The organism is Parajatrophihabitans canadensis (genome assembly GCF_053764775.1).
On the sequence record NZ_CM132445.1, the window covers coordinates 460,396 to 471,743 of the forward strand.

Here is an 11,348-nt window from a genome sequence, read left to right on the forward strand (position 1 = left end):
CGAGGTACGGAAAGCTGCCGGTCTGCAGGTTTCAATCACACCCGCCTGCACGACACCCGTCAAGTTCCGGGCGCGCCTGAGACCTGGGTAGACACCCAGAAGCGAAGCTTTGAATTGCGTTCGTCCTCATACACCCCACCGTTGGCCTCGATGATCTTGCGCGAACCGACATTGTCGTTGTCGCAGGTGATGAGGACGGGATCGATTCCCAGTTTCGCCGCGATCGGCAGTGCCTCGCGCAACATCGCCGTGCCGTGTCCCCTCAACCTGGCGGACGGCGCGATGTCGTAGCCGATATGGCCGCCTTCTTCGAGAAGGTAGGGCGTCAACTCGTGTCTCAGCCGGATCGAGCCGAGATATTCGTCCCGGTCGAGGTACCAGTAGGTGGTCGAATGAACCCAGCCCTCTGGAGCCGGCAGAGCTACGTCACCCTCGCTATGCAATGCCTCGATGAACGCTACGAATCCCTGCTCGGTCCGCCAGGTGGGGCCGTACGTGCGGATATTGCGACCAAGTGCGCTGTCATCGTCGGCCGCACCGCGGCCCTCGGCAATGAAACCGTCCATGGCGCGGACGAACGATTCACGGACGAGGGGCGTCGGTTCAACGAGTTCGGGCATTGACCGATCGTCCATGGTCTGAGCTGAGGGCGCGAATCATTATCGTTCAGCGTCGCAAGTCGGTGGTCTGCCGCCTCGCAAGCTTGCTACCTCGGCTGTGATCGCGGCCATGATGGCCTCAGTGACCTCGTCGAAAAACGCGGCAGTCTGTTCTTCTGGTGGCCGTGCGCGGAATTGGCTGAGATCGAGGGGCATGCCGACGGAGGCCTCGTGACGATGTCGGGGAATGGGGCGGAATCTGCCCCCACGACCGAGCGTCTGCTGTGCTCCCCACTGACCGATCGGAACGACCGGAACGCTCGGGTTGTCGAGCGCGATTCTGGCCACACCAGTCTTCGCGGCCATCGGCCAATAGTCCGGGTCTGCGGTGATGGTGCCTTCCGGGTAGATGATCACGCACTCACCCCGCGCAAGCGCCTCGGTCGCTGCCTGGAGCGAGTTACGAGCATCGATAGTGCCGCGGTAGACCGGAATCTGCTTGGCGCCCTTCACGATGCGCCCGAGGACCGGCCAACCGAATACACCGCTCTTGATGAGGAACCGTGGAATGCGCCCCGATTCCCAGATCATCCGGGCCATGGCTGCGGTGTCGGCCTGGCTGATGTGGTTCACCGCGATGAGAACGCCGCCGGTGGACGGGATCCGGTCGAGGTGATGCCAGCGGAGTTTGAAGAGCAGTGAGTTGAGCGGAAAGAGGATCAGGACGCAGAGCCTGATCCAGAAACCCGCTTTCGGTTTGTGTGCGCGACTCACTCTGCCCCCATCTGTTCGGCTGGGTTCTGTTCGGCTGGCCGTGGCTGGGTGTATTCGGAACGAACGTCCCCGCTGGATTGTCCGTCATCGCCGGTGACCTTGGCGCCCGCGCCGAGCCCGTATCGTTGACGGGTGATCGAGACAAACCTTGTGCAGGACTTCATCGCGGCGGGTGAGACGGTAGGAACAGCCGACGGCATCGACCCAGGCGAGCTGGCGGTGTGCCTTCGGGTGCTAGCCGAGGCAGAGGCATTACCGCCGGAACACCCGGATGCGGTCGCGATTCGGCGTGCCACCGGCCGGATCTTCAAGATGGTTAAGAAGGCACGCCGTAACGAACGCCGCGATGCGATCTCGGCAGCTGATCGTGCTGTAGTGGCTGCGACCGCAACCGGGTCACCGCAACGTATCGACGACGAGACGTCCGGCATTCCGTTGGTGTCATCGGTGACCGGGGCCTCGGCCGGGACCTTCCTCCGGGCGCGCCCGTGCTACATCTGCAAGCAGGACTACACGCAGGTCGACGCGTTCTATCACCAGATGTGTCCGACCTGCGCGGCGATCAACCACAGCCACCGAGACGCGCGCACTGACCTGACCGGGCGTCGGGCCTTGCTCACCGGCGGCCGGGCCAAGATCGGGATGTATATCGCGCTGCGGCTACTGCGCGACGGCGCGCACACGACGATTACCACGCGCTTTCCGAACGATGCGGTGCGCCGGTTCACCGCGATGCCTGACAGCGCCGACTGGATTCACCGGTTGCGGATCGTTGGCATCGACCTTCGAGATCCGGCGCAGGTGGTGGCTCTGGCCGATTCGGTCGCCGCCGTCGGACCATTGGACATCCTGATCAACAATGCGGCCCAGACTGTACGGCGATCAGCTGGCGCGTACGGTCCATTGGCGGCAGCTGAGAACGATCCACTGCCGGACGGTCCGCTACCGGAGATGCTGACCTTCGATCACATTTCGGACGCGCATCCGGCGGCCTTGGCCGGTTCGCTGTCGGCTCATCCGACGCCGCATCTTCCGGCTGCGATGGACGGTTCGTCGCTATCGCGGCTGGCCCTCGTCGCGGGGTCGGCGTCGTTGGAGCGGATCGCCGCGGAGACCGCCATCGACGCGGGTGGCCTGGTGCCGGACGTGAACGGGATCAACAGTTGGACGCAGCGCGTGAACGAGGTGGATCCGTTGGAGTTGCTCGAGGTTCAACTCTGCAACATGACGGCGCCGTTCATCTTGGTGAGCAGGTTGCGCGCTTCGATGGCAGCTAGCGCGGCGCGACGGAAGTACATCGTCAACGTGTCTGCGATGGAAGGCATTTTCAGCCGTGGCTACAAGGGCCCTGGGCATCCACACACCAATATGGCCAAGGCTGCGTTGAATATGATGACCAGGACGTCGGCGCGGGAGATGCTTGACGACGGGATTCTGATGACCGCAGTCGACACCGGCTGGATCACCGATGAGCGACCCCACCACACGAAAGTCCGGCTCGCCGCCGAGGGCTTTCACGCCCCGTTGGATTTGGTGGATGGAGCCGCGCGCGTGTATGACCCGATTGTCCAGGGCGAAGCCGGCGTCGATCTGTACGGATGCTTCCTCAAGGACTACGAGCCCGCCGCCTGGTAACTCGGTTGGCCGTCCGCGCGCGCCGGGGCGTCGGCGGTCAACCGTGCGGTCCGTCTAAGATGGCTCCGGCAGTTGGCACGACACGCTCGCCGGCGTGGCGCAATTGGTAGCGCACCCGACTTGTAATCGGGCGGTTAGGAGTTCAAGTCTCCTCGTCGGCTCCAGTGTTTTTTTCGTGGCATCCGAGCACCTCGGGGACCATACGCAGCCTGTTGCGGCCGGACGATTCGGGCATGAAAACGACCGACCATGCCAGGTTGTCCGAGTCGTCCAGGTCTGGTTCAAGCTCTGTGCGGGCGGGACCCCGCTTATCTAAAGGGACACAGCAGGGTGTCCCTGGTGTCCCTGGTGTCCTTCGTAGTTATTCGCAGGCGACGCCGTCGCCGTCGCCGTCAAGGTCGGCGCGGTAGCCGGGTTGGCCTCGAAGCAGCGGGGCTTTTCCGGCGGCGCGGACTGCGGCGCAGTTCGGGTAGTAGGTACTGCTGGCGGACGGGGCCGGAACGAGTGGCCTGATCTGAGTGGTCGCGGGCGGCGGGGTGGATCGAGTGGCCGGGGCGGTAGTGGTGGGAGGTGTGCCGGTCTCGGTCGGCGCCGCCTGTGTCGGGCAGGTGGCGAGAACGCGGGCGATCGCGGCGCGTTCGGAGGCAGTTACCCACAAGGCGTATCGGGCTTTGACCGCGACTTGTCGGGCGACGTAGGCGCATCGGTAAGTCGGGTTCGGGGGTAGCCAGGACGCGGCGTCGGAGTCGCCTTTGCTCTCGTTGGTGGGTCCGTCTACCGCGAGCAGGTTCAGCGGGTCGTTGGCTAGGTCGGTGCGTTTCTGGGCGCTCCATTGCTGTGCGCCTGTCTGCCAGGCATCACCGAGCGGGACCACGTGATCGATTTGCACGGCCGCCGGCGCCGCGCGGCTGAAGGGAATCAGCTTGGCCGTATAGGGGTCGTGCAGGGTGCCGCTCTGCACCGCGCAGCCGTTGCTTCCGGCCTTGAGCGTGACGGCGAGCAGATCGCGTCGGAGGATGTCGTTGCGGGTGTCGCACCCGTTGTGGCCGTACAGGACATCGTTGTTGTCAGTCCAGGCTTGGCCGAACTGCTCGCGGCTGTAACCGGTCAGCGGTGCCCGCCCTTTCACCGGCAAGGCAGCCAACACAGTCATCGCGGCCGTTGCGCCGTTCGACTGCGCCGGCTTCTGCGGCGGCGACGTCGCAGGCGATGAAGATGAGGATGAGGACGAGGACGAGGACGGGTGTGACGCAGCCGGAGTGGTCGACGTGCCGTGCTGACACCCACAAAGGACCAAGACACAGACCACGGCCATTGCAGACACCGTTGCTCTCAGGCGACTGGTGTCCACCGTTCGGAATAACCACATATTGGCCGCCAGTCCTAGCGTGCTGACCGGACAGAAGGCTACGCCAGATGACCGCTGATCATTTCCCGCTGTCGGCCCAGGGCTCGACATCCAAGGACACGACGCCCACCGTCCAGCCGCTGTGGAGTTACGTTGTCATTGCCCTCATTGCCTGGACAGGGCGACCATGGCGGCTAGTTCTGGGTTGATGAGGTGGGAGTGATCGTCATCGCCGACGCTGATCTGGATGATGTCGATGTGGCCATTGAACTTGCTGGCTCCGGCGTAGTCGGTGGTCACGGGCATGCCGTAGTCCTCGCCGATGTCGGTGGTTTCGTCGGCGGAAAAGACTAGTGGCTGGGTCATGTCGATGCGGCCGGTGGCGACGGGCCCGCCATCGTAGTAGAGGGTAAGGTTGCCTCCTTTGCCGAGGCCGCCCCCGTCGTAGGCGAATTCGGCCCGGACCTGATGGGTCCCCGGGCTGAGTTCCTCGCTCGCTTCGGTGCTGTATTCGTGCATGCCGAGCATGTTGTAGACGAACTTGGCTCGTCCTTGTTTGAGGTAGAGGACCCAGCCACCGAAACGCCCGCCCTGGGCGATGAGGACGCCGTTGGCAAGTCCGTTTGTTGGGGTGTCGAAGGCAGCGGTCACGGTGAAGGACCGGTTTTTGATGTCGATGACGCTGTTCTCGGTGAGGCGTTTCATTCCGGGGAACAGTGTTTGGGTGGTGCCGGTGATGAGCTGCGGTCGTCCAGCGAGGGTCGGGTTGAGCCGCTCGAACCGTCGGTCATCGATGGGCAGGACACCGTATTTGACGGCCTCGATCAACCAGAGGCGCTGCAGGCTGGCTAACTTTTCGGGTTGTTCGGCGGCCAGATCACGGGACTGGGACCAGTCATTGCTGCCGTCATAAAGTTCCCAGACGTCGTCGTCGAGGGCGGGTGGTATCTCGGCGGGCAGCCAGGGGGTGCTGTGTCGGGTCACCGCGCTCCAGCCTTTGTAGTAGATGCCGCGGTTGCCGAACATTTCGAAGTACTGCAGATCGTGGCGTTCGGCGGCGTCGGCATCATCGAAGGTGTAGATCATGCTGGTGCCCTCGATCGGTGACTGCTGCACACCGTTGACGAAGTCCGGCTCCGGCAAGCCGGCCGCTTCCAGAATGGTGGGCGCGACGTCGATGACGTGGCAGAACTGTGACCTCAGCGCGCCTTTGCTGCTAATCCGGTTCGGCCAGTGCACGATGGTGCCGTTGCGGGTACCGCCCCAATGTGAAGCCACCTGTTTGGTCCACTGATACGGGGCGCATAGGGCCCAGGCCCAACCGACCGCGTAGTGGTTGTAGGCCTCCGGTGTGCCGAATTTGTCCTTGACCGAGGCCATGAATTCCGGGGATTCGATCGCGGCCTGGCCGTTGAAGTTGGCCATCTCGTTGAACGCGCCGTTGATCGTTCCTTCCGCGGAGGCGCCGTTGTCGCCAATGATGTAGTAGATGAGCGTGTTGTCCAGGGCGCCGATGGTCTCGAGGCTGTCGATGACGCGGCCGACGTGATAGTCGGTGTGCTCCAGGAATCCTGCATAGACCTCCATCTCACGCTCGAGCACCGGCTTGAGGATGTCGTCCATGTCTGCCCAGGCCGGGATCGCATCTGGTCGGGTGGTCAGGTCCGCGTCAGCTGGCACGACGCCGAGTTCCTTTTGCCGGGCCAGGATGGTTTCGCGTTGCGCGTCCCACCCCTCGGCGAACTGTCCGGCATACCGGTCAGCCCACTCGACTGGAACGTGATGCGGGGCGTGGGTGGCGCCGGGCGCGAAGTAGACGAAGAACGGCTTATCCGGTGTCAACGCCTTCTGTGTCCGAATCCAGTCGATGGCGTGATCGGCCAGATCCTCGGTCAGGTGATAACCCTCTTCAGGAGTTTTGTCCGGCTCGACCGGTGAGGTGCCCTCATACAGCGCCGGGAAGTACTGGTTGTTCTCGCCACCGAGGAAGCCATAGAAATGCTCGAAACCGCCGCCACCGGAGGGCCACGCATCGAACGGGCCGACCGGCGAGGTCTGCCAGGGCGGCACCTCATGGCACTTACCGAACTGGGCCGTGGAGTACCCGTTGAGTTTCAGCGTCATCGCCAACGCGGCTTTAGTGTTCGAGCGCAGCCCGCTCAGACCGGGCGCCGACGTGGCGCTCTCCGTGATCGACCCCATCCCGACCGAATGATGATTACGACCGCTCAGCAGGGCAGCCCGAGTCGGTGCGCAGAGCGCGGTGGTATGGAACCGGTTGTAGGTCAAACCGCCAGCCTGCAGACGCTCCGCGGTGGGCATCTTTGCGGGGCCACCAAACGCACTACCCGCCCCGAATCCCACGTCGTCGAGCAGCACAATCAACACGTTTGGCGCCTGCTCAGGCGGCAACAACGGCTCGATAGGCGGAAACGCCGTGTCCGGATCCTTGGCGTCGTAAGTGACTAATCCCAACTGTTGCCGATCAGGAATCGGCAGACTTCCCCGGCGCGCACTCAAACCATCAGTCACAACGTCTCCCGACCCTCGACGCCCAATGCCAACCCAACGCACATTGCCTCATGCGACGGCGCCCGAGCTCATACCGGAGGGATGAAACGCGCGAGTCTCAATGCTCTGCACGGTGGCTCACGGGAGACATCGTCAACGCCCGAAACGGCCGTATCTGCCGCTGACGCGATCGTTTCCGAGGCACTGATCTGCCGATGACAGGGCGGCATGCAACAACCCGGGTGGGTGGTGGCGAAGTTGGACGAAGGTATCGCGGCGTTAACGTATCCCCGGCGAACGATGTTTCAGGGCGCTGAGGCGCACCTCATTCTGTTAGGACGAGGTCAGCGGATGTATTCCGGGACTTAACTCGGTATATGCCTAATCGTGCTAGTCGCCGCACCTGGGTCTGCCGCTACTGCCGGGAACTGTGTGAGCACCACACAGGCCGTAGAACGTGTGAACCGTGCGCGGGTGCAAGCTGGACGCCCGGCTACTAATACTGGGCAAAGTGCGCAGGGTGCCGTCATGAACCGCGACACTCAGCCGGCCGCAATTGTCGACGGCTCGAGGCAAGCAGCCGATCGCGTCTCTGCCCGACTTGCCCGCGATGCCGCTGAGCGTCGATCCGAACGCGATCTCGCGCTCGCACGGGAACGGCAGATCGACCTTCGCGCAGCTGAGGCCCTCGTGCATGCCCGCCTAAAGGCGTGGGAGCAAGAGCACCGAGACGGGTAACGACCTAGGCGCTCGGTTAGCACCGAGGGCGATGATCTCGTCGCGCAACTCGTCTGCCAGCGGGCTGTTCTCGTAGGCATCCTTCGCTTGCTCGGACCTGAAAACCTCAACGTTCCAAAGGACGTCCGGGTCGCCGTCTTCGCTGAGGATCGTGAACCGGTCGGAGGAGTTCGACTTGTCCATGCCGATGGTGGCCAGTTCAAGGATCTTGCTACCTGGTGGCGTTGCTGGCCCTCGCCATGGCCGCTCCCACGATCGACGGGTCGAACCAGTCATGGAACCGGATGATCCGGTCATCGGCAACCTCGTAAACGGCGAGGCACGGCACCTCGAAGTCCTCGCCAGCAACGGTCACGTGGTCGATACGCTCGGTGAACACGATCGGACCGTTCGAGGCGATGCTGGTGATCTCGACGTCGAACCGGGTGAAGAGCCTGAATACCGGTTCCCAGGCGCGCATCGTGGCTTCGATCCCGCCGCCGCCCATATTCGTTTCGGGATCGCGGAACACGATCTCGTCGTGCATACATGCTCGAACGGTGTCGCGGTCGAGGGTGGAGATTGCCCCGCAGAAATTGCGGACGACCTGCTGCGGATCGGCCATGTGTGCTCCTTCGGCTACGCCGTGACGCCTCGGCGATGCTAACTATTAGCGCACTTTCGGGCCGCTGTCCAAATGCCGCCAGCCGACGCCCACTGTGAAATGCGGATTAGGTCGGAGGCGGCGAACCGGTAACCGTCCGGCCCTCAGCTTGCGTTGACGATGGGTCCTGTGTGACGGTAGTTGCGCATGGGACGGCAGTGAAGCCGTTCGGGCGTGACTCTGTTCGCGATGGCGCGAGTACGAGAGACACAGACAACTAGCAATGCCGAAGGGAACGTGGGTGTTTTGACCACTTCATCGGGAACCGCTGCTTCGAGTTCAGACGGCGGAATATCCTTCTTTGGCGACTGGCCGGAGCAGCCGGAGCGGCTGGAGCAGCCAGTCGCGGACAGGTCTGCCGCGCACGGTTTCGCTCAGAACAGCTCCGCTGCGAACAGCACCACCGAGAATCGGTCGGTAGCTGCCCAGGAGGTCGAACCACCCCGACGAACGCATCGCGCGAAGAAACTGGCCGCCGCCGCTGTGGCTCTTGCCGCCGCGGGGACCGCAACGATGGTTGCACTGCCGATGGGTAGCGCTTCCGCTGACCCCTCGGCCAGCGCCTGGCTCCGGCTCCGGCAATGCGAGTCCAGCAACAACTACTCGATCAACACCGGCAACGCCCATTACGGCGCCTACCAGTTCGACCTCGCCACCTGGCGCAGCGTCGGAGGTTCTGGCTATCCGAACAACGCATCGCCAGCGGAGCAGGACGCGCGGGCGCTGATTCTGTATCGCCAACGTGGCTGGCAGCCATGGCAATGCGCGAGCATCGTAGGACTGCGCGAAGATGGCGACGCGCGCTCGGGACGAATCAGTGACATCAAGGTCTCCGGTTCCCGAGCCGCGAGCGGCGTATCCACATCGATTCCAGCGTTTCCTGGACCGCGGTGGTTCCACTATGGCGACTGGAATTCGACGATCAAGCGGTTCCAGGATCAGATGCATGCGCGCGGGTTCTTCCCGGTCGGCACAGGGCAGTACGGGCCGAACACGTTGGCGATGGTCAAGCGGTTGCAGAGCCAGAATGGGTTGGTGCCCAATGGTGAGATCGGGCCGAACACCTGGCGCTTGGCCTGGACCGGTAAGTACTCGGTCGCATCAACGGTAGCCGCGAAGGCGCCGGTCATACCAGCGTTTCCCGGACCGCGGTGGTTCCACTATGGCGACTGGAATTCGACGATCAAGCGGTTCCAGGATCAGATGCATGCGCGCGGGTTCTTCCCGGTGGGCACAGGGCAGTACGGGCCGAACACGTTGGCGATGGTCAAGCGGTTGCAGAGCCAGAACGGGCTGGTGCCCAATGGTGAGATCGGGCCGAACACCTGGCGCTTGGCCTGGACGGGCAAGTACCGCCCAGCCTGACCCACGCGAACGCACCGCGCTACTTGGGGTCTGCGCCGAGGTAGCGCCAGCGACCGTCCAGCCGGGTAAAGCTGCTTCGCTCGTGCACGCTGGCCCGGGTTCCGGTCTGACGGTAGTGTGCGCGGAATTCCACCGTGCCCACCTGGTCAAACAGACCGCCACGCACAGTGTCGACGATGTCGAGATGAGTCCAGCGCAGGTTTTGGTCGAGCACCAGCTCGGTGGGTCTGGTGGACGGATGCCACGTCTCGAGCAAGTAATCCCGGTCACCGACAGCGAAGGCGCAAAAGCGTGATCGCATCAGAGCCACCGCGGTCGCCGCAGTCGCTTCGCCCGAGTGGAGGCGCCCACAGCATGCGATGTAGGTATCGCCCGATCCGCACGGGCAACGGACCAGCGATGTCATCCCGCCATTGTGCAGACTCGCGCTAGTCTCCGTCCAAACAAGCCTCTCCTGGCAGCAGCACCGCGCCCAAACCCGGTATCGCTCTGGTACGAGCTTGAGCGAGCAAGGCCTCAGCAGCCTGCTGCCCGTTCTCGCCGGTGACTGACATTCGTGCTGCGATCAACCCCGCCACGAGCGGCGTGGCGAACGACGTGCCACTCCACTTCGCCATGCCGAAGAAGTCGCGGTGCTCCCCGCGCTGCGGCGGCTCTTCGCAGACGTATGGTCCGGTAGCGAAGGCGTTGATCAAGTCCTCTCCCGGGGCAAACACGTCGACCCAACCACCGTAATTGCTGAAATCCGCTCGTGTTTGCCAGTTCGAGCTCAACGAACCGACGGAAACTACCCAGGGCAGCGCGGCCGGCCAGAACGGTCGGCGTGAGGAATCGTTGCCTGCGGCGGCAACGAGAACGACGCCCTTGACCGACCTGATTCGCTTTTCGACGATGTCGAATCCGAGCAGGTGCAAATCCTTTCGGGTGTTCGTACCGAAGGAAAGGGAGATCACGTCCGGTCCGCGTTGCATCGCATCCGATACCTGCTTGACCAGGTCGGATTCGTAGATCGCACCGGCCTTGACGAAGGTCTTTTCGACGTAGACGTCAGTCTTCGGCGCCATCGTACGGACGACTCCCGCGACGAAGGTTCCGTGGCCGGCGTAGGAGAGAATGCCGTTCGGGCCCAACGGATCCTCAACGTCGCCGTTTACATCGGTGAGCCAATCGTGTTCGGCGGCGGCCTCGGGTAGCCAACCGCTGTCGAGCACCGACACGAACGTGCCCTTGCCGTCGCACCAATCCGTCGAGACTTCCGGGAAGGGTCGAACGCCGACTGGGACCTGTTCGGGCTCGGTGGCCGGACAGGTGCTGGTCGTGCAGATGTAGAAGATGTGATCGGGTGTGGCGATGCCCTCACCCAGTGCGTTGTCGATCAACTCGCAGGTCTCGTCCGTACTTCGACCGCCCGGGTGCTCGAACATCGTCAGACCGCGAAGGTTGTTGGCATGCTCGCGTGGCTGGCCGCCGCCCAGAACCTCGCGGACGCGTTCGATGTCCTCGTCGCGGATCAGGATTATGCCCTGCCGATATAGGTAATCTACCTCGGTGGGCGAATCGCGTTCGCCGCGAAAGATCGCTGATTCCTCGAGTCCGTTCAGAATGAGGTTGAGCTGCGCCTCTAACTTGACCGTCGGCTCGACCTGCGGCTTGGCTGCGGCTGTGTTTCGTTTTTGTTTGGTGGCCATCGGCCGTCCCCATCTCCAGGCGGGTGATCGTTGTGCTTCTGTTTAGC

General features: G+C 63.3%; 11 protein-coding genes and 1 tRNA gene. 4 read left to right on the top strand and 8 right to left on the bottom strand.

What is annotated here, in order from left to right; translation table 11 throughout:
* Positions 1-59: 59 nt before the first annotated feature.
* The gene (locus ACSMXN_RS02225) at positions 60-620 is read right to left on the bottom strand and encodes a GNAT family N-acetyltransferase (protein ID WP_027139519.1); all 561 of its coding nucleotides are present in this window, start codon (positions 618-620) and stop codon (positions 60-62) included.
* A 39-nt stretch (positions 621-659) separates the two neighbouring features.
* A complete protein-coding gene (locus tag ACSMXN_RS02230; RefSeq protein ID WP_022913639.1) occupies positions 660-1,373 on the bottom strand; it encodes a lysophospholipid acyltransferase family protein in 714 nt (237 codons plus the stop codon).
* A gap of 150 nt (positions 1,374-1,523) precedes the next feature.
* Between ACSMXN_RS02230 and ACSMXN_RS02235 the strand changes: the two genes are divergently transcribed.
* The gene (locus ACSMXN_RS02235; RefSeq protein WP_051148904.1) at positions 1,524-3,008 is read left to right on the top strand and encodes an SDR family NAD(P)-dependent oxidoreductase; all 1,485 of its coding nucleotides are present in this window, start codon (positions 1,524-1,526) and stop codon (positions 3,006-3,008) included.
* An 88-nt stretch (positions 3,009-3,096) separates the two neighbouring features.
* A tRNA-Thr gene (locus tag ACSMXN_RS02240) sits at positions 3,097-3,172 on the top strand.
* 197 nt (positions 3,173-3,369) lie between these two features.
* Here ACSMXN_RS02240 and ACSMXN_RS02245 read toward each other — a convergent pair.
* Together ACSMXN_RS02245 and ACSMXN_RS02250 are read right to left on the bottom strand one after the other, a co-directional pair.
* Positions 3,370-4,161 carry a GmrSD restriction endonuclease domain-containing protein gene (locus tag ACSMXN_RS02245; protein ID WP_455407678.1) on the bottom strand — a complete coding sequence of 264 codons (792 nt, stop codon included), beginning with the start codon at positions 4,159-4,161 and terminating at the stop codon, positions 3,370-3,372.
* Between the two features lie 360 nt (positions 4,162-4,521).
* Positions 4,522-6,888 carry an arylsulfatase gene (locus ACSMXN_RS02250; RefSeq protein ID WP_022913642.1) on the bottom strand — a complete coding sequence of 789 codons (2,367 nt, stop codon included), beginning with the start codon at positions 6,886-6,888 and terminating at the stop codon, positions 4,522-4,524.
* 507 nt (positions 6,889-7,395) lie between these two features.
* Between ACSMXN_RS02250 and ACSMXN_RS02255 the strand changes: the two genes are divergently transcribed.
* The gene (locus tag ACSMXN_RS02255; protein ID WP_155958399.1) at positions 7,396-7,605 is read left to right on the top strand and encodes a hypothetical protein; all 210 of its coding nucleotides are present in this window, start codon (positions 7,396-7,398) and stop codon (positions 7,603-7,605) included.
* Here ACSMXN_RS02255 and ACSMXN_RS02260 read toward each other — a convergent pair.
* Both ACSMXN_RS02260 and ACSMXN_RS02265 read right to left on the bottom strand, forming a co-directional pair.
* Positions 7,570-7,881, bottom strand: a complete 312-nt coding sequence (locus tag ACSMXN_RS02260; RefSeq protein WP_155958400.1) for an antibiotic biosynthesis monooxygenase family protein — start codon at positions 7,879-7,881, stop codon at positions 7,570-7,572. The genes ACSMXN_RS02255 and ACSMXN_RS02260 overlap by 36 nt on opposite strands.
* On the bottom strand, positions 7,817-8,209 hold the full coding sequence (locus ACSMXN_RS02265) for a limonene-1,2-epoxide hydrolase family protein (protein ID WP_022913646.1): 393 nt from the start codon (positions 8,207-8,209) through the stop codon (positions 7,817-7,819). Before ACSMXN_RS02265 ends, ACSMXN_RS02260 begins: the two co-directional genes overlap by 65 nt.
* A gap of 285 nt (positions 8,210-8,494) precedes the next feature.
* Here ACSMXN_RS02265 and ACSMXN_RS02270 point away from each other — a divergent pair, with 285 nt between their 5' ends.
* Positions 8,495-9,613, top strand: a complete 1,119-nt coding sequence (locus ACSMXN_RS02270; RefSeq protein ID WP_196811303.1) for a peptidoglycan-binding protein — start codon at positions 8,495-8,497, stop codon at positions 9,611-9,613.
* Positions 9,614-9,632: 19 nt separating this feature from the next.
* On the opposite strand, the gene ACSMXN_RS02275 is transcribed toward ACSMXN_RS02270, so the two are convergent.
* Entirely contained in the window at positions 9,633-10,019 is a 387-nt protein-coding gene (locus tag ACSMXN_RS02275) for a YchJ family metal-binding protein (RefSeq protein ID WP_022913648.1), read from the bottom strand.
* A gap of 22 nt (positions 10,020-10,041) precedes the next feature.
* Positions 10,042-11,301: a S8/S53 family peptidase gene (locus tag ACSMXN_RS02280; RefSeq protein ID WP_022913649.1), complete on the bottom strand. Its 1,260-nt coding sequence runs from the start codon at positions 11,299-11,301 to the stop codon at positions 10,042-10,044.
* Positions 11,302-11,348: the final 47 nt, after the last annotated feature.